Raw genomic sequence first — 16,689 nt, forward strand, 5'->3', positions numbered from 1 at the left:
AACGTACCGAATCAAGACCATCCACGCGCAAACTATTCAAACTAAACGATACATAAGCGGTATAAGGAATCGACTCCTGATCGTCGTTTGCATTGTGTCTCAACTCCAGCAGAAACGGCTGATCATCGGCAGTTAATTCTCCCGGTTCTTTTACCAGATTTAAAAAGTGGGTTTTATTGTATCCCCAGTATTTCAACCTAAAATTCAGCAAACTATCCGAAATCCAGGCATCTTGAACTATTATCGGATCGTTACCAATACTGTCTTCAATCTCTTCAGTAATGTCCATAATTCCTTTCATCAAAACATCGCTGATATCATTTACCTTTACAAGGTAACGTTCCACCGCACTGCTGGTATCATCATCATCTAAAATGGTATAGTTCACCAAAACACGGTCGCCATCAGAAAAATGAGAAGACCAACCAGGGCTTGATGCAGCGACAGGAATCAAAACAGAACCGTTGTCCATTACCAAACTAACTGCTCCGGCATCATCTCCGTTGTAAATTCCAAACCCAATCCAATAATTGCCCAACGAATAACCATCGTCGTCATCTAAACAGCTGGTAAAAGCTACCAGTAATCCCATTAAAATTCCAAATGCTAATTTTTTCATCACTCTTTTATTAATTTAATCACAGCTGATAGACGAATGAATATGAAAAAAGGTTGCGTTGAGAACTTAAAATATAATGTAGTTTTAGGAAGATAAAATTTGGCACAGCATTTGCCATTTAAATATCTATATATTTGCATATATTTGAACAAATTTTTGTTCTTACAGGTTGATATTTATAAAAACAGAATAAAATGAAAACAAGATTTATCACACTTATGATGGCTGTCTTTTTGATGTTTGGGTATAGCTCGTGCACGGCGAAAGCAGAGAAAAACGATAGCGAAAAACCAACTGAATCGGTTTCTGAAGCAGGAAAAGCCACCACCATGCTAACCAAAGCCATATTTTTGGAAAAAGTTTGGGACTATGAAAGTTCTCCGAAAGAATGGAAATACAAAGGCGACAAACCGGCGTTGATCGATTTTTATGCCGACTGGTGTGGCCCTTGCCGAACTGCAGCTCCTATTTTGGAGGAAGTGGCAGCAGAATTCTCGGGAGAAGTAATTGTATACAAAATTGATACACAAGTTGAACGCGAACTGGCCGCCGTGTTTGGCGTAAAAAGTATACCGGCTTTTCTTTACATTCCAATGGAAGGAAGACCAACGATGGCTTCGGGTATTGCGCGTACCAAGGAAGACACTAAAAAAATGTTTACAGAAAATATTAATACCATATTGCTTAATAAGCAAGCAGGTAAAAGTGCACTTTAATAATTAAGGTGCGAAAGAAAAAAGGCTGTCTGAAAATTTTCAGGCAGCCTTTTTTTGTTTATAAACGATCGAATTTTGTTGTATTTAGAAAATCGATAGTAAGATTAATAGCTTCGTACATTACAATGTCTTCCTCTACAAAACTTACCATTTTACGGTATTCTTTTATAAAGCGTTCGATAAACGGCGATGATTTTATTGGTCGGCGAAAATCCATTGCCTGAGCCGCATTGTACAATTCAATGGCCAGAATCTTCTCGGTATTCAGAACCACCTTTAAGGTTTTTGTTGCTGCATTTCCTCCCATACTAACGTGGTCTTCCTGCTCGTTCGACGAAGGAATAGAATCCACCACACAAGGCGTACAAAGTTGTTTATTCTGACTAACAATCGATGCTGCAGCATATTGCGGAATCATAAAACCTGAATTTAATCCCGGATTGGCCACCAAAAACTCGGGTAATCCGCGTTCGCCCGAAATCAGGCGGTAAGTTCTTCGCTCCGATATACTGCCTAGCTCACTCATTGCCATTGCCAAAAAATCGAGTGATAAAGCAAGCGGCTCTCCATGAAAATTACCTCCTGATATGATCAGGTCCTCATCCGGGAAAACCGTTGGATTATCCGTTACCGAGTTAATTTCGATTTCAATAACCGTTGCCACATAATTAACCGCATCTTTTACTGCGCCGTGAACCTGCGGAATACAGCGGAAAGAATATGGATCCTGAATGTGAGCTTTTGGTTTGGCCTGCATTTCGCTGCCGGTCAAAACATTTCTGAAATTCTTTGCCGTTTCTGCCTGTCCTTTATGCGGGCGAATACGTTGGATATTTTCAGAAAATGGCTCAATCAATCCGTCAAAAGCATCCAGAGAGAGTGCCCCGATAATATCGCCCTGATCGATAATTCGAAAAGTCTTCAATAAGGTATAAACGGCGTGTGCACTCATAAACTGTGTTCCATTCAGTAGGGCAAGTCCCTCTTTGGCTTCCAGTTTTATGGGCTCCCACCCCAATTTTTCAAGCACTTTGGCGGCCTGTTGTTTTTTTCCTTCAAAATTAACTTCGCCTAAGCCAAGCAAAGGAAGAAATAATTTTGCCAGCGGTGCCAAATCGCCACTGGCACCAAGCGATCCCTGCTCGCAAACTACCGGTAAAACATCGTTGTTAAAGAGGTCAAGAATTCGTTGTACTGTTATCAGTTGCACCGCCGAATTTCCTTTTGACAGTGCATGAGCTTTTAGCAATAACATCAGTTTCACAATATCGGCTGGTATTTCCGGACCAATATTACAGGCGTGCGAAACCACCAGGTTTTCCTGCAATTTACTTAAGCTGTCTTTCGAAATTTCAATATCGCACAAGGCTCCAAAACCGGTATTAATTCCGTAAAGAGGCTTATCGGCTCTTTCCAGTTTATTGTCGAGGTACTTTTTGCTTTTATGAATGAGTTGTACAGATATTTCGGAAAGTTTGAGCTTTACATTGTTGTCCAGAATATCCTGGATAATATCGAATGTGAGGTTTTTGGGTGATATTTCGAATATACGGTTTGCCATGATTTAAACTGTAAATTGGTGAAATTGCAAAATTGAGAAACTGTTAATTGATGAATTGTAAATAACGGATACGCTGAAAAATCCTATTCATCTGCCGGCAGTCGGGCATAAATAATGCACGTCAATCACGGGAAACGTACATCTCCACCAAGTGTTTTTACAAGTCTGTTTGAAACCGATGCAATCATTGCTCCACTTATTTTGGAGCAATATCGTACAAAGTAATCAGCTATTTAAGGATATTTATCAGTTCTTGTGCGTCAACCAATTGCTGCTCTCCCGTTTCCATATTTTTAAGCGTGAACTTTTGAGCAGCTATTTCATTATCGCCGGCCAGAATAACATATGCAATGTCTTTGCGGTTGGCGTAAGTCATTTGCTTTTTCATTTTGGCGCTTTCGGGGAAAATCTCGGCATTGATACCATTTTTACGCAACTGAGCCAAAACCGGTAAACAGTAAGCTTCTTCCTTCTCTCCGAAGTTCACAAACAATGCTTTTGTAGTTTCCAGCGACTCTTCCGGGAAAGCATCCAGTTGAACCAAAACATCGTATATACGCTCAGCACCAAACGACACGCCAACACCAGAAACATCAGGCATACCAAAAATTCCGGTCAGGTCGTCATAACGACCACCACCGCAAATACTGCCAATTTGTACGTCGTTTGATTTTACCTCGAAAATAGCGCCGGTGTAATAATTTAATCCGCGTGCTAAAGTCAGGTCAAGTTCTACGGTTGTATTCAGCTCAATGTTTTGCAGGTACGCAAACATGGTGCGCATTTCGGCAATTCCCTTGGCCCCAATTTCGGTTCCGCCAATAACTGTTTCAATCTGCGCCAGTTTTTCAACGGTATTTCCTTCCAGTTTCAAAATCGGTTGAAGTTTATCAACGGCATCCTGCGAAATTCCTTTGTCAAGCATTTCGGCATTTACCTTTTCCAAACCAATTTTATCCAGTTTATCGATGGCGACGGTAATGTCTACCATCCGGTCGGCTTCGCCAATGGCTTCGGCAATTCCTGCCAGAATTTTACGGTTGTTGATTTTTACCGTTGTATTGATTCCCAATCGTTGGAAAACCTCATCAATAATTTGTACCAACTCCACTTCATTCAGCAAACTGTTGCTGCCAATCACATCAACATCGCACTGGTAAAACTCGCGATAACGTCCTTTCTGAGGTCGGTCGGCACGCCAAACCGGCTGAATCTGGTAACGTTTAAACGGAAAAGCTATATCGTTTCGGTATTGCACAACATAACGCGCAAATGGCACAGTTAAGTCGTAACGCAATCCTTTTTCCGAAAGTTTTGTGGTAAGCTTATTCGAGTTTTTCTCGTCCAACATATCCTGCGGAACTTTCGAGATAAAATCACCCGAATTCAAAATTTTAAACAACAGCTTATCGCCTTCTTCACCGTATTTTCCCATCAATGTTGAAAGGTTTTCCATTGCCGGTGTTTCAATGGGTTGAAATCCGTACAAACGAAATACATCTTTAATCGTATTGAAAATATAGTTTCTTCTCACCATTTCTGACGGTGAAAAATCGCGGGTGCCTTTTGGAATCGAAGGTTTCTGTGCCATCGTTTTAAATTTTATGAGGCTGCAAAAGTAAGAATTTCTGTTTAAACAAACAGAGATGCGAAAAGGAATGAACCTGCAATTAATATTATTGCAAAAAACGGATGGTTAAAGGGTATTTATAAGGTGTTCCGTTACTTGCCGATACCGAAGCCACAATAACTAAAACCAGCCAGGCTATGCCGAATCCAACCAGCATTAAAACGCCAATTCCTACAATGATAAGTAGGATTGAAATGAAAAATATGATCGACCAGGTGATCTGAAAATTAAGCACTTCCTTGCCTTGTTCGTTAACAAATTCGTACTCGTCTTTTTTCATTAAATAAATAATAAGCGGGCCAATTATATTTCCGGCAACAGGTAAAATAAAAGTGGCCAAAGCAGCAATATGTACTAACATTCCCCACTGGCGTTCGTTCGGATCTTCGATTATTCGGTGCATTTTTTTAGTTTTTAGATCAACTAAACTAACGATTTTTTGTTAATTCGTGCAACAATTCAAAAGGCAGAATTAATATAAAAATGGAAGACCGAAAAAAAGAAGGCCGATACGGAAGAATCTACAAACAACTGAGCGAACTGGTACTAAAAAGTAACAACACACAGGCGCGTATGGCAACCATAATTGCCGTTTTGCACCATAAAATGGATTACTTTTTCTGGACGGGATACTACCTGATTGAAGATGGTGAAATGACCGTTAACTCTTACCAGGGGCCGGTTGCCTGCCAGATACTGGAAAAAAATAAAGGAGTGTGCTGGGCCGCCTTTAACCGAAAAGAAACGGTTGTTGTTGAAGATGTGCACGCTTTCCCTGACCATATTGCCTGCGATGCCCGCTCGAACTCTGAAATTGTAGTTCCGCTAAAAAACAAGGCCGGTGAAATAATTGGAGTTTTGGATATCGACAGCTCAGAAAAAGCTGCTTTTACTGATGTTGATGCGCATTGGCTGGAGAAAATTCTGGAGCTCATTTGGAGCTAATCTTCTCATTTTGCCATACCAGGTTTAATATTACCCAATTTTAGTTTTATCATGAAATTATTATACACAACAATTGTTTTGCTAATTGGCTTTTTACTGGCAATTCAGGGAAGTATTAATACCCAACTAACTACCTATTTAAAACACCCGATGCAAGGAGCTTTAATAAGTTTTTTTGTGGGTTTTCTGGCACTTCTCGCATTAAATTTCATTTTCAAAACAGAAGTTCCAAACTGGGGACATTTAAATACGGCTCCATGGTATGTATTTGCCGGCGGTTTGCTGGGAGCAATTTTTGTGTCGTCGGTTATCTTTTTCATACCAAAGATTGGCGTCACCACCGTTTTAGCGGCGTCTATTGCCGGGCAGCTCATTGCAGCTTCGGTTATTGATCATTTTGGTTTTTTCGGTTTAGCCCAGCACCCCGTTTCAATGGGTAAAATCGGAGGAATTGTTTTATTAGCATTTGGCATTTTCCTTATTCAAAAATATTGACAGATACACCCTTGTAAAAGGTATTCAACTGATTCGAATCCAAATATTCGGATTCAGTTGAATTAAACTGCACTAAAAGTAATCACCCGGCGCTAACTATTTATTTCATACTTTTGCAACCGCATGGAAAGCAAACGATTAAATAAGGCCATTTCGGAAACCGGATTTTGCTCGCGGCGCGAAGCCGACCGGCTGATTGAAAGCGGGAAGGTTAAAGTAAATGGCGAAGTGGCAGGACTTGGTGTTCAGGTGTCTTCAAACGATCGTATTGAAGTGGACGGACAACTAATCACGAAAGAGGTTCCGAATATTTACCTGGCTTTTCATAAACCGGTTGGAATTACCTGCACCACCGACACCAGCAAAAAGGATAACATCGTTGATTATATCAATTTCCCTGAGCGAATATTTCCCATTGGCCGATTGGACAAACCCAGCGAAGGACTGATTTTTATGACCAACGACGGTGACATTGTAAACAAAATTCTTCGCGCCGGAAATAATCATGAGAAAGAATACATTGTTAACGTAAACCGTAAAATTACAGAGGCATTTATCCGGCAAATGAGCAATGGCGTTCCGATACTTGATACCGTTACAAAAAAATGCCGGGTGGAACGCATTAACGACTATACGTTCAAAATTGTTCTTACGCAGGGACTAAACCGGCAAATCCGGAGAATGTGCACGCATTTGGGCTACGAAGTTACCCGATTGAAACGCGTACGAATAATGAATATCGAACTCGGAAATTTGAAACGCGGAGAATATAGGCATTTTACTCCCGGTGAACTAAATGAGATTAATCGTCTGGTAGCCAACTCCATCAAAACTGAAGAAGCTTCTGAAGATTAAGACAGGTTCCGGTCTCCTATCAAGCATAATATTTTGTTGTGAAATTTAAGTTTTTTTGTGATTAATTTGGTCGCTCAATCAAAAACATTTTAATAATAAAAGTGTTTATTTGCAACGAGTTAAACGATGAGGTAATTGTATGAGAGCGAGTATTTTCTTATTAATACCACTTTTTATTTTTATGCTATTGGTAGATTTTTACACCTTCCGTGGCATAAAACCGCTACTTGCAAAACTCAGAAATAAATTCATAAAACAATCCTTAAGCATTTTGTTCTGGGCAATTTCAGTTCTTGTGTTTAGCGGATTTTGCCTTTTTATGTTCGGGATAAAACATGTAAAACAATCCGAAGCATACATTTATGCCGGCTACCTGGTAGCAGCATTTGCATTGTTCTATTTCCCGAAGTTCGTGTTTATTGTATTTGTATTATTAAGAGATATACAGTTGATTTTTCAGAAGATTTTCAACTGGATTAAGGGAAAAATAAAAAAGGATCTATCACAAAATAATTCGGGAAGGAAAATGGAGAGAGCAGAGTTTTTATATCAAATGGGGTTGGTTTTGGCAGCCGTTCCGTTTGCGTCGATTCTTTATGGAGTTACAAAAGGGAAATTTAATTACCGCGTAATGCGCGAAAATTTGACCTTCAACAATTTGCCAAAATCGTTTATAGGATTAAAAATAGTACAGATATCAGACATGCACCTGGGAAGCTTTAACAAAAAGTTTGACCAGGTAGCTAAAGCTGTTGAACTGATTAACGAACAAGAGCCGGACATTCTTCTATTTACAGGTGATCTGGTAAATAATTTTGCCGAAGAAACAGAAGGTTGGGCGCCTGTTTTATCACAATTGAAAGCCAAAATCGGAAAGTACTCGGTGCTTGGAAATCACGATTACGGAGACTATTCGGAATGGGAATCAGCGGCTGCCAAGGAAAAGAACCTGGCTGCCATCAAAAAATTTCATCAGAAAATTGGCTTCCGCTTATTGCTAAATGAAACAGAAACTTTAAGCATCAACGGCGAAGAAATTGCATTGATTGGCGTTGAAAACTGGGGCAAACCACCGTTCCCTCAACACGGAGATTTGCAAAAAGCGTCCATAGAGGCTCAGGATCAGCCATTCAAAATTTTAATGAGCCACGATCCTTCGCACTGGGATGCCGAAGTACTGGAGTCCACCGATATCGACCTCACATTTGCCGGGCATACACACGGCATGCAGTTTGGTATTGAACGTGCCGGAATTAAGTGGAGCCCGGTTCAATATAAATACCCGCGCTGGGGAGGTTTGTACCGCGAGAAAAAACAATTTTTGTACGTCAACCGTGGCTTTGGATATATTGGGTTTCCGGGCAGAATTGGCATGCCTCCCGAGATTACCGTGGTAGAATTAACTTAAGAAAAATCTTCTCCCCATTCGCTTACATTGGCATAGTTTTGGCAGCTAACATGTCTTTTATTTTGTAAATTGCCGTGCAAACGAAATCAGCTATGAATCTAAGTCCGCGAATACAATTTCTGATTAAAAATGGATTGAAAGGATTTGTCTGGTTACTCATAATTTTGGGTGCCTACTTTCTTTTTAAAGAATTTGTAATATCGCGAACTCCCGATGCCTGGATGGATAAAATATATGCCCAACCCCTATTGGTTTACCTGGTGTATTGTTTCTCCGAATTTTTCTTTGGGATTATTCCTCCCGAACTTTTTATGATTTGGGCCATCAACAAAGATACCATTGCGCATTATTTCATTAACCTGGCTTTCTTTGCTTCGGTTTCCTATTTTATGGGTTACCTCACATTTCTTATTGGCCGCTTTTTCTACAAACGCGACGGGCTTAAACGTTTCCGAAACACCCTGCTGAAAGAACAATGGCCTTTGCTAAAAAAATATGGCTTGTTTCTGATTATTGTTGCAGCGCTTACTCCCCTTCCCTGGGCTGCCATAAGTTTGCTGGTTGGTTCGGCCGGCTACCCATCAAAACGCTACCTGAAATATGCCCTGTTCCGCTTTTTACGATTTGCCATCTACGGTTACATCATCTTTCAAACTCATATTATTTAAGTCAGTTTAAAACATACATTCTATTCTTTTGTTAATAGTAGCAAAAGTGAGATAATGTTTGAGCGACTAAAAAAGAGATGGAACCTGAACAGTAATTTCCAGGTTTTAATTATTCTGTTTGTATTTTCAATTACCGGAAGTGCCGCGCTTTATGTGCGCAAAGGAGTTTTCGATTTGGTGGGTATAACCGAAGCAACCAGCCTATGGATAAAAGTACCTCTGTATATCGTAACCGTAGTTCCGGCTTACCAGGTGCTATTTTTACTGATTGCATCTGTTTTTGGGCAATTTCGCTTTGCCTGGGAGTTTGAGAAAAAAACCTTTTCACGATTTATACCCAAAAAGAAATGAGGACACTGGCACTTATATTCACATTATTAATTTATTCAAACAGCGGCATGAGTAAAGATTTGCAAAAAGCCACACTCGGCGGAGGATGTTTTTGGTGCACCGAAGCCATTTATCTGGAGTTAAAAGGAGTTGTTGATGTTAAACCGGGTTACAGCGGAGGCCATGTAAAAAACCCAACCTATAAGCAGGTTTGCGACGGAACAACCGGCCACGCCGAAGTAGTGCAAATTACTTTCGACCCGGAAGTGGTGAGCTATTCCGAAATCCTGGAAGTGTTTTTTATGACACACGACCCAACAACGTTGAACAGACAAGGCAACGATGTTGGTCCGCAATACCGTTCTGCAATATTCTATCATAACGAAGAACAAAAAGAAGTGGCAGAAAGCGTCATCGGTCTTTTTGAAAAAGAAGAGGTGTACAGCAAACCAATTGTTACCGAAGTTACTGAATTCGAGAAGTTTTATATTGCCGAAGATTACCACATTAACTATTATGCACGCAATAAAACACAAGGTTATTGCCAGTTTGTAGTAGCACCGAAACTCGAGAAATTCAAGAAGATATTTAAAGACCAACTGAAATAGTATTTGACGTTTCACTATACATGCTAATCATGAAAAAAATTACTTTTGCCTTTTGCCTTTTCACCTTTGCCTTTAGCTTTGCTGTTTCGGCGCAAGACCAGCGCGAATTCTCCTACACCGAAGGCGACACCACCTACACCATGAAACGTTATGTTTTTATGCTGCTTGAGAGCGGAGAAACAAAAAGTAAGGATTCAACTGAAGCAGCCTATTACCAGCAAATGCACATGGCACACTTAAATAAGTTGGCAGAAAGCGGTAAACTTATTGTAGCCGGTCCGTTTGAAGGAGGCGGCAATAATCGGGGGCTATTAATCTTTGATGTTCAAACAGTAGACGAAGCTTTGAAACTGGAAGGCGACGATCCATCAGTAAAAACAAACCGGCTAAAAATGAATGCCTTTTATTGGTGGGGTGCAAAAGGCACGGTTATCAACTAATTCCCTCTCAATTCACAAATCTCCCCTCTTTCATTTGATGTCATATCTGTTTCTTGAATATTAATCTTTTCTAAACTCAATTGCATTTTGCACTATTTTATCGTGTGCGATTTTATTTTGTACTATATTTGCACACCAAAAGTTTTAATAAATGGATGACGAGTTAAAATTAAAGAGTCAGGTATGTTTTCCGGTTTACGCCTTATCGCGCGAAATCGTTAACGTATATCGTCCGATTCTTGAAGAGATCGATCTTACCTACCCGCAATACCTCGTAATGATGGTTTTGTGGGAAAATGAACCGCAAAAGGTAAATGAAATTGGCGATAAACTCAATCTCGATAACGGAACAATCACCCCATTATTAAAACGGATGGCCGCAAAAGGTTTGATTTCGCGTAAACGGAACACCAAGGATGAGCGTGTAGTGGAGATCTCGCTTACCGAGGGCGGTAAACAATTACAAACAAAAGCAGCAGAGGTTCCGCAAAAAGTTGTAACAGCAATGGGAATTACACCGGAGGATTTAATGCAGCTGAAGGATTTAGTAGTTAAAATATTAAACAGAGCCAGGTAGGCTTCAATTATTAAAGTCATAAATAAGAAACAATGTCATTATTAGAAAATTTACAGTGGAGATATGCCACTAAAAAGTACGACCCCACAAAAAAAGTAGCACAGGAAGATGTAGATAAAATTGTTGAGGCAGCGCGCCTTGCTCCTACTTCTTCGGGTTTGCAGCAGTTTCGTGTAATAGTTATCACCGATCAGGAATTGAAGGAAAAAATCGTTCCGATTGCCTGGGGACAGGAAATAGTTGCCGAGTGTTCGCACCTGTTGGTTTTTGCAGCCTGGGATCGTTATACCGAAGAACGAATTGATGAAATTTACAACAGAACAACCGATGAGCGTGGTTTGCCTCGCGGGCGTTTTGGCTCTTACACCGACAAACTAAAAGCAGCTTATCTTCCTCAATCGGCTGAGGAAAACTTTATTCACACTGCCCGTCAGGCATACATCGGCTTTGGATTAGCCATTGCACAAGCCGCTGAGCAAAAAGTAGATTGTACGCCAATGGAAGGTTTTACAACTGAGGAATTAGATGACCTGCTTGATTTAAAATCGAAAGGATTAAAAAGTGTAACAATGCTTCCTTTGGGATATCGCGATAATGATGGCGACTGGCTAGCATCAATGAAGAAAGTTCGTAATCCGAAAGAAGAATTTGTATTGGAGTATTGATCGGAAAATAGATAGCATATAAGAAAAGACTGCTCCGCATAAGCGGAACAGTCTTTTTTATTTCACAAAAGCGTGAAAATCCCCTTCAGTCTATAATGTCAGAACATGCCGTCCTTCTTTCATATAATCAGTTATTTCCCCCATGTATTTTACTTCAACACCAAGTTCTTCCAACTTCTCTGAAACTCCGTACATATCAGAACAGCCTTTGCAGGCTTTTACTGCAGTTCCCTGATCCATGATCTTTTTCACATATTCCTGAATGTCATTATTTTCAACCAACACTTTCTGAGATGGTCCCCACACCACCAGGGTAATATCTTTCCACCAGTCAAAGCGTTTGGAATTAAAGGTGTACATCAATACCATTTTTTCGGCCACTTCCTTGTCTCCGCTGGTCCAAAGAACTACTAGCTTCTCGGAGGCTGGAATTTCTTCCATCTGAGGTTCGGTTTTTACAACAGGCTCGGTTGCATGTCCGCTGAAAGACAATCCCGCCAAGATGAGAAATACAATAAATATTCGTGTTTTCATTTTTATTTATTTAAGATTTAGAAACTGTTACTAACAACAAAATCACCAAGAGGCTGCTTTTCTTTTTCAGGCCATTCAAACGGAATTCCAACCGGAGTAATACATACACGTGTATAATGATCAGGGATATTGAACACTTTTCGGGTAAGTTCTTCGGAAATGGAATCGGTTATATGCACTGTTCCATAACCAAGAGCACGTGCTGCAAGCATTAAATTTCCGGCAGCCAACGGGCCATCCCAGTGATTGTACTCCGGATAACGGCTGTTATTATCCGTAAGAACTACAATGTAAGCCGGCGCCGACAAATAACCGCTTGTCAATTGTTTATCATATTCCTTTATTTGCTTCTTCAGTTCTTTGCCTTCCAGTTTTTTTGTATCCGTCAGGTAAGCCTCAACTTCTTTCAGTTTTTCCGCTTTTAATGCCTCAATTTTATTTTTGTCGGTAATAACCAGAAATTTCCAGGGTTGCTGGTTACCTGCTGTTGGAGCCATTCGTGCGGCATCTACTATTTTTTCTAAATCCGCTTTCGGCACCGGATCCGATTTAAATGCCCGTACCGAGCGACGATTTTTAACGACCTCCCAAAATGAGTCTTCGGTCTGGCTGGCTATGTTTTCTCCGGCAGATTTTACAACCGGAATTAATGTTAGTCCGGTTACTAAGGCAGCACCGGCCTTTAAACTGTGTCTTCTGTTCATTGTTTAAAATTTTAAAGGTTATTTCAATGGTTTTATAATTTTTAATTCGCGTCTAAAAACGGCAGGGCAAAGTCGATATACATTGCCTTATTCTGAGAAGCAGCAACGTGCCCATCTCCCGGAAGAATCAACAACTTTGACTCAGGAATAACGACATACATTTTTAAAAATGCTTCCACCGGAAAATACCCATCTCTGTCTCCTCCTACAACCAATACCGGCGCTTTAATTTTAGAGGCAGCTTCTTCGCTTATCCAAATGGGATCACTGTCAACCTTCATAAGCTTACCGTAAAAATCGGTGAAACGATCGGGTTCGGGCATCAACTTCTTACGGTTCTCAACAAACTTATTATTGTTGGCGATAAACTCATCAGCAGTCATTTCTTTTTGTTGCTGTTTTGTTTCCGGCCTTTTATCAGTTGCATTTAGTGCTCCTGCAATGCTTACAACTTTCATTACCCGATCTGGATAATCAGCGGCCAGTTTAACAGCCGTAATCGCACCCGAACTAAATCCCATAATATCAATACGATCAATTTGTTCTGCATTCAAAACCTCGATCATATCTTGCGCAAATAAATCATAGTTGTAATCCCGATCTCCGATTTCTGATTTTCCATGCCCGCGAAGCGCGACTGCAATAACTTTGTGGTTTTTAATTAACAAAGGAAATATATTTTCGAATTCGTTGATATAGCCATACAAACTGCCATGAATCAACAAAAGTGGTTCACCACTTCCGTAAATTTCATAATAAATTTTAGCGTCTTTGGTTTGAATAAATTTCCCGGTTTCAGGATTGTTTCCGTAAGGTATTTGTGCCCATAGCTGAATGGGAAGCAATAAAGCAATCAGTAGAATTATTCGTTTTAAAATAAGCTTGTTCATTGTATTGGTTTATTGGTTTCAATTTCATTTCAGAATTTTGATGCCATTCAGGTTTTCGAATCGGGCTTTAAATCCCCAACCGCCAAAATTCTCGGCTACCAGAACAAGAATCTCGTTCTTTCCTGATTTCAGATCGAGGTAAACAGAATCAAAGTAGCCCATTGTTCCCAGAAAACGATAATCGCGGCTTCGGTAAATGTCAGCCCCCAACCAAACAGCTTTACCGTTGACAAAAATTTTGGCCACATCGCTAAAACCAAAGTTCAACATCTTAACGAGGTCGGTTTCCGAGTCAATCGTGATTTTCAGGAGAACTGCATTCTTTTTCTCGGCCAAAGCTGCAGTTTTCGAGATATTTAAAAGTCCATCGGCTTCCGTATCCCATATTCTGAATTGTAGTTTATTGGTAAAATTCGCAGGTAACAGGTTTTCATTGATCAGCTTTTCGGCATCGAAGGCTTCAGAAACCTGGTAATTATTTATTACCTCATCACCCGCTTCAACTATTTCTTTAAACTCTCCTTTTAACTCAGGAGAATCCATTGGCGTAATTTTTATATCAGCAAAACGGGCCGGTCCGTAAAAGGCTATTTCCCCTTCACGTTCACCCATCTTCAACTCGTGAATAACCAACACCGGCTTTTGCATATCCGAAATATACACCTCGCCTCTGTTTCCCGAGACTACGAGTTTTACCTGAAACCACTCATCAAAAACATGTTGTTTTACCGCGCCATAACCTTCGCCGTAGTACAGCTGCCATCCTGCATTGCCGTTATAAACCGGCGTATATTGCATGGCATCGGGATTTCCACTTTGATGTTTGCGAATGTAAAACTCTTCGGTATCTCCCATTCCATCGCCACGAAAACGTACCCCGGCAAATCCTCTTCCCGGCTGAATACACATCTTAAATTCAATGATGCCGTTTTTTAACGAAATATCACTTGCGATGGCAACTCCATCATCGGTTTTTAAACAGTCTTTTCCTTTATAATTTTCGCGTACTACTTTTCCGTTAAGAATCCAATCGATTCCATTCAGACTAACATGCTCCTGTGCAAAAACTGAGAGATTAGTCAGCATAAAAACTAGTGTTATAAATGTTTTCATTGCTTTTTTATTTTTAAATTCATGAAACAAATTTCAGCAACCACACTGAAAATCAAGATTCAAACCGTAGTCAAAACATAATCAAAACGCATTCACACCTAAAAAATCAATCGTTCTTACTATTTTTAGGAACCAGAAATTAGGAACCATGTATAACGAAGCAGAACAGGAAAAAAAGTTTGTAAAAATCATTGTTCAGCAAATTGCAGAGAAATTGCATGTTGAGGATCCGGCACAATTACAGCAACGCGATTATGAAAATCTGAACCTTCTCATTCAGGAGAAAACCGGTATTAATCTGAGTGTTTCTACACTAAAAAGAATTTCCAAAAACCAATTTCAACGTATTCCTCAAAAAAATACACTAAACGCGCTGGCACAATATCTTGATTATAAAGACTGGTACGATTTTAAAGATAGCCATGCTGATACACCTGTTGCAAAAAGAAAAAGCAGAAGGTTGAATATTAAGCTTCGAAAACGCGTGTTGTATATCCCGGTTACTGCCATAGTTGCGGCCCTGTTTGCAGTTATTCTTTTCAACAGTAAACCGGCGCAAAGTTACGCTGAGGCCAGCTTTACAAGCCGCACAAATGTTAGCAGCGGAGTCCCCAACACGGTTATTTTCGATTACGACATATCAATGTATGATTTTGACAGTGCTTTTATTCAACAATCATGGGATGCCCGCAGGCGTGCTGAAATTAAAAGGCACGAAAAATATTCCACCTCGGTATATTATTACCCGGGCTATCATCGTGCAAAGATCATGATCAATGATCAGCTGGTAAAAGAAATACCGGTTTACATTACAACCAACGGCTGGCTATCACTCATTCAAAATCCAGAAAATGATTTGATCCCGATTTACGTGAATGAAAACTGTATTAATAACAATCAAATTTACATTTCGCCGGAAACGGTGAAAGCGCATCATATCGATTTGTCGAAGAACAATCATGCAACATGTTTTTACTATGTAAACGAAAATTTTAGCGGCGACAGTGACAATTTTTCATTTGAAAGCCGTGTTAAAAACAACATCGACGAGGGAGCACTGGCTTGCCAGATATGCGAAATATCGATATTTGCAGAATACGGAAGACATGTGATTCAATTAGCAAACCCGGGATGTATTGGAAGTATTTTTCAGAAATTCGGAACAGAATACGCGATGGGCACGAACAACGATTTGTCGGCATTCGGCACTGACCTGAATAGCTGGAACACCGTTAAACTTGAAATCAGCAATAAGTTCGTAACTGTTTTACTGAACGATGAAAAAATTTACACCACCACCTACCAGAACAGCAACGGCGCTTTAAAAGGCGTTTCGTACCGTTTTGCCGGAAGCGGAGCTGTTGACTATGCAAAATTGTCGGACAATAACGATCAACTTGTTTTCTCTGAAGAATTTGAATGATTCACATCCACAGTTTATGTCATAAAAAAACCGGAAGTACAAACTCCCGGTTTTCTTTTATCTTTTGGAATTGATCTACAATTCGCGAATCCAGATATTGCGGTAACTCACCGGATTTCCATGGTCTTGCAACTGAATAACATCGGCACCATGTTTTTCAATGCTGTATTCAGGAATACCAATGTATTCTGTTGGTCCGCGCAATTTTGAATTGTTTTGAACCAAAACACCATTGTGTAAAACGGTTACAGTTGGCGGAGTAAAATACGTACCATCGTCGTTAAAACGTGGCGCGGTATAAATAATATCGTACACCTGCCACTCGCCCGGGCCTTTGCAGGCATTTACAAGCGGTGCATGTTGTTTATACAAACTTCCGGCCTGGCCATTACGGTAAGTACGGTTGTTGTAATTATCCAACACCTGAACTTCGTAACGTTTCTGAAGAAAAACGCCACTGTTTCCACGTCCCTGGCTTTCGCCAACTACTTCGGCAGGAGATCTCCAC

21 protein-coding genes are annotated in these 16,689 nt (G+C 40.2%); 12 read left to right on the forward strand and 9 right to left on the reverse strand.

Annotation, left to right across the window (positions count from 1 at the left end; all coding sequences use genetic code 11):
• On the reverse strand, positions 1–619 hold a 619-nt coding region (locus ABZB17_RS10260), incomplete at its 3' end, for a NigD-like protein (RefSeq protein ID WP_372649944.1).
• Between the two features lie 194 nt (positions 620–813).
• On the opposite strand from ABZB17_RS10260, the gene ABZB17_RS10265 reads away from it, so the two are divergent.
• Positions 814–1,335: a thioredoxin family protein gene (locus tag ABZB17_RS10265; RefSeq protein ID WP_372649946.1), complete on the forward strand. Its 522-nt coding sequence runs from the start codon at positions 814–816 to the stop codon at positions 1,333–1,335.
• Between the two features lie 58 nt (positions 1,336–1,393).
• Here ABZB17_RS10265 and hutH read toward each other — a convergent pair whose 3' ends face one another.
• The 3 genes from hutH to ABZB17_RS10280 all read right to left on the reverse strand — a co-directional run bounded on the left by hutH (position 1,394) and on the right by ABZB17_RS10280 (position 4,929).
• Positions 1,394–2,896: a histidine ammonia-lyase gene (hutH, locus tag ABZB17_RS10270; protein ID WP_372649948.1), complete on the reverse strand. Its 1,503-nt coding sequence runs from the start codon at positions 2,894–2,896 to the stop codon at positions 1,394–1,396.
• A gap of 229 nt (positions 2,897–3,125) precedes the next feature.
• Positions 3,126–4,487 (reverse strand): histidine--tRNA ligase, encoded by a 1,362-nt coding sequence (hisS, locus tag ABZB17_RS10275; protein WP_372649950.1) that lies wholly within the window; start codon positions 4,485–4,487, stop codon positions 3,126–3,128.
• 85 nt (positions 4,488–4,572) lie between these two features.
• The gene (locus tag ABZB17_RS10280) at positions 4,573–4,929 is read right to left on the reverse strand and encodes a DUF4870 domain-containing protein (protein WP_372649951.1); all 357 of its coding nucleotides are present in this window, start codon (positions 4,927–4,929) and stop codon (positions 4,573–4,575) included.
• An 80-nt stretch (positions 4,930–5,009) separates the two neighbouring features.
• Between ABZB17_RS10280 and ABZB17_RS10285 the strand changes: the two genes are divergently transcribed.
• The 10 genes from ABZB17_RS10285 (at position 5,010) to ABZB17_RS10330 (ending at position 11,517) form a co-directional block, all read left to right on the forward strand.
• Positions 5,010–5,471, forward strand: coding sequence for a GAF domain-containing protein (locus ABZB17_RS10285; RefSeq protein WP_372649953.1), 462 nt, complete (start codon positions 5,010–5,012; stop codon positions 5,469–5,471).
• Positions 5,472–5,522: 51 nt separating this feature from the next.
• On the forward strand, positions 5,523–5,966 hold the full coding sequence (locus tag ABZB17_RS10290; RefSeq protein WP_372649955.1) for a DMT family transporter: 444 nt from the start codon (positions 5,523–5,525) through the stop codon (positions 5,964–5,966).
• 123 nt (positions 5,967–6,089) lie between these two features.
• Positions 6,090–6,821 (forward strand): 23S rRNA pseudouridine(2604) synthase RluF, encoded by a 732-nt coding sequence (gene rluF / locus ABZB17_RS10295; protein WP_372649957.1) that lies wholly within the window; start codon positions 6,090–6,092, stop codon positions 6,819–6,821.
• 139 nt (positions 6,822–6,960) lie between these two features.
• Positions 6,961–8,229 carry a metallophosphoesterase gene (locus ABZB17_RS10300; RefSeq protein ID WP_372649959.1) on the forward strand — a complete coding sequence of 423 codons (1,269 nt, stop codon included), beginning with the start codon at positions 6,961–6,963 and terminating at the stop codon, positions 8,227–8,229.
• Positions 8,230–8,321: 92 nt separating this feature from the next.
• Positions 8,322–8,897 (forward strand): hypothetical protein, encoded by a 576-nt coding sequence (locus ABZB17_RS10305; RefSeq protein ID WP_372649961.1) that lies wholly within the window; start codon positions 8,322–8,324, stop codon positions 8,895–8,897.
• A 54-nt stretch (positions 8,898–8,951) separates the two neighbouring features.
• The gene (locus tag ABZB17_RS10310) at positions 8,952–9,248 is read left to right on the forward strand and encodes a DUF6787 family protein (RefSeq protein WP_045033339.1); all 297 of its coding nucleotides are present in this window, start codon (positions 8,952–8,954) and stop codon (positions 9,246–9,248) included.
• Positions 9,249–9,295: 47 nt separating this feature from the next.
• Positions 9,296–9,835, forward strand: a complete 540-nt coding sequence (msrA, locus tag ABZB17_RS10315) for a peptide-methionine (S)-S-oxide reductase MsrA (RefSeq protein ID WP_372649963.1) — start codon at positions 9,296–9,298, stop codon at positions 9,833–9,835.
• A gap of 29 nt (positions 9,836–9,864) precedes the next feature.
• Positions 9,865–10,275 carry a YciI family protein gene (locus ABZB17_RS10320; protein ID WP_372649965.1) on the forward strand — a complete coding sequence of 137 codons (411 nt, stop codon included), beginning with the start codon at positions 9,865–9,867 and terminating at the stop codon, positions 10,273–10,275.
• Between the two features lie 151 nt (positions 10,276–10,426).
• Positions 10,427–10,852 (forward strand): MarR family winged helix-turn-helix transcriptional regulator, encoded by a 426-nt coding sequence (locus tag ABZB17_RS10325; RefSeq protein WP_372649967.1) that lies wholly within the window; start codon positions 10,427–10,429, stop codon positions 10,850–10,852.
• A gap of 32 nt (positions 10,853–10,884) precedes the next feature.
• Positions 10,885–11,517: an NAD(P)H-dependent oxidoreductase gene (locus tag ABZB17_RS10330; protein WP_372649969.1), complete on the forward strand. Its 633-nt coding sequence runs from the start codon at positions 10,885–10,887 to the stop codon at positions 11,515–11,517.
• Positions 11,518–11,607: 90 nt separating this feature from the next.
• Here ABZB17_RS10330 and ABZB17_RS10335 read toward each other — a convergent pair whose 3' ends face one another.
• From ABZB17_RS10335 to ABZB17_RS10350, 4 genes are read right to left on the reverse strand one after another with little or no spacing between them, the layout of a single operon-like run.
• On the reverse strand, positions 11,608–12,051 hold the full coding sequence (locus tag ABZB17_RS10335; RefSeq protein ID WP_372649971.1) for a DsrE family protein: 444 nt from the start codon (positions 12,049–12,051) through the stop codon (positions 11,608–11,610).
• Between the two features lie 17 nt (positions 12,052–12,068).
• Entirely contained in the window at positions 12,069–12,755 is a 687-nt protein-coding gene (locus tag ABZB17_RS10340) for a nitroreductase family protein (RefSeq protein ID WP_372649973.1), read from the reverse strand.
• 41 nt (positions 12,756–12,796) lie between these two features.
• Positions 12,797–13,645 carry an alpha/beta fold hydrolase gene (locus tag ABZB17_RS10345; protein ID WP_372649974.1) on the reverse strand — a complete coding sequence of 283 codons (849 nt, stop codon included), beginning with the start codon at positions 13,643–13,645 and terminating at the stop codon, positions 12,797–12,799.
• A 24-nt stretch (positions 13,646–13,669) separates the two neighbouring features.
• Positions 13,670–14,758, reverse strand: a complete 1,089-nt coding sequence (locus ABZB17_RS10350) for a hypothetical protein (RefSeq protein WP_372649975.1) — start codon at positions 14,756–14,758, stop codon at positions 13,670–13,672.
• A gap of 148 nt (positions 14,759–14,906) precedes the next feature.
• Here ABZB17_RS10350 and ABZB17_RS10355 point away from each other — a divergent pair, with 148 nt between their 5' ends.
• Positions 14,907–16,181 carry a hypothetical protein gene (locus tag ABZB17_RS10355; protein ID WP_372649977.1) on the forward strand — a complete coding sequence of 425 codons (1,275 nt, stop codon included), beginning with the start codon at positions 14,907–14,909 and terminating at the stop codon, positions 16,179–16,181.
• A 75-nt stretch (positions 16,182–16,256) separates the two neighbouring features.
• On the opposite strand, the gene ABZB17_RS10360 is transcribed toward ABZB17_RS10355, so the two are convergent.
• Positions 16,257–16,689, reverse strand: a 433-nt coding sequence (locus tag ABZB17_RS10360; RefSeq protein ID WP_372649979.1) for a DUF1080 domain-containing protein, incomplete at its 5' end; no start/stop codon positions are given.

The organism is Draconibacterium sp., from assembly GCF_041583095.1.
Taxonomy (GTDB): Bacteria; Bacteroidota; Bacteroidia; order Bacteroidales; family Prolixibacteraceae; genus Draconibacterium.

Bases quoted from the DNA above. Each gene is read 5' to 3' on its own strand.
- ABZB17_RS10265 (WP_372649946.1), top strand. From the start codon at position 814: ATGAAAACAAGATTTATCACACTTATGATGGCTGTCTTTTTGATGTTT.
- hutH (WP_372649948.1), bottom strand. From the start codon at position 2,896: ATGGCAAACCGTATATTCGAAATATCACCCAAAAACCTCACATTCGAT.
- hisS (WP_372649950.1), bottom strand. From the start codon at position 4,487: ATGGCACAGAAACCTTCGATTCCAAAAGGCACCCGCGATTTTTCACCG.
- ABZB17_RS10280 (WP_372649951.1), bottom strand. From the start codon at position 4,929: ATGCACCGAATAATCGAAGATCCGAACGAACGCCAGTGGGGAATGTTA.
- ABZB17_RS10285 (WP_372649953.1), top strand. From the start codon at position 5,010: ATGGAAGACCGAAAAAAAGAAGGCCGATACGGAAGAATCTACAAACAA.
- ABZB17_RS10290 (WP_372649955.1), top strand. From the start codon at position 5,523: ATGAAATTATTATACACAACAATTGTTTTGCTAATTGGCTTTTTACTG.
- rluF (WP_372649957.1), top strand. From the start codon at position 6,090: ATGGAAAGCAAACGATTAAATAAGGCCATTTCGGAAACCGGATTTTGC.
- ABZB17_RS10300 (WP_372649959.1), top strand. From the start codon at position 6,961: ATGAGAGCGAGTATTTTCTTATTAATACCACTTTTTATTTTTATGCTA.
- ABZB17_RS10305 (WP_372649961.1), top strand. From the start codon at position 8,322: ATGAATCTAAGTCCGCGAATACAATTTCTGATTAAAAATGGATTGAAA.
- ABZB17_RS10310 (WP_045033339.1), top strand. From the start codon at position 8,952: ATGTTTGAGCGACTAAAAAAGAGATGGAACCTGAACAGTAATTTCCAG.
- msrA (WP_372649963.1), top strand. From the start codon at position 9,296: ATGAGTAAAGATTTGCAAAAAGCCACACTCGGCGGAGGATGTTTTTGG.
- ABZB17_RS10320 (WP_372649965.1), top strand. From the start codon at position 9,865: ATGAAAAAAATTACTTTTGCCTTTTGCCTTTTCACCTTTGCCTTTAGC.
- ABZB17_RS10325 (WP_372649967.1), top strand. From the start codon at position 10,427: ATGGATGACGAGTTAAAATTAAAGAGTCAGGTATGTTTTCCGGTTTAC.
- ABZB17_RS10330 (WP_372649969.1), top strand. From the start codon at position 10,885: ATGTCATTATTAGAAAATTTACAGTGGAGATATGCCACTAAAAAGTAC.
- ABZB17_RS10335 (WP_372649971.1), bottom strand. From the start codon at position 12,051: ATGAAAACACGAATATTTATTGTATTTCTCATCTTGGCGGGATTGTCT.
- ABZB17_RS10340 (WP_372649973.1), bottom strand. From the start codon at position 12,755: ATGAACAGAAGACACAGTTTAAAGGCCGGTGCTGCCTTAGTAACCGGA.
- ABZB17_RS10345 (WP_372649974.1), bottom strand. From the start codon at position 13,645: ATGAACAAGCTTATTTTAAAACGAATAATTCTACTGATTGCTTTATTG.
- ABZB17_RS10350 (WP_372649975.1), bottom strand. From the start codon at position 14,758: ATGAAAACATTTATAACACTAGTTTTTATGCTGACTAATCTCTCAGTT.
- ABZB17_RS10355 (WP_372649977.1), top strand. From the start codon at position 14,907: ATGTATAACGAAGCAGAACAGGAAAAAAAGTTTGTAAAAATCATTGTT.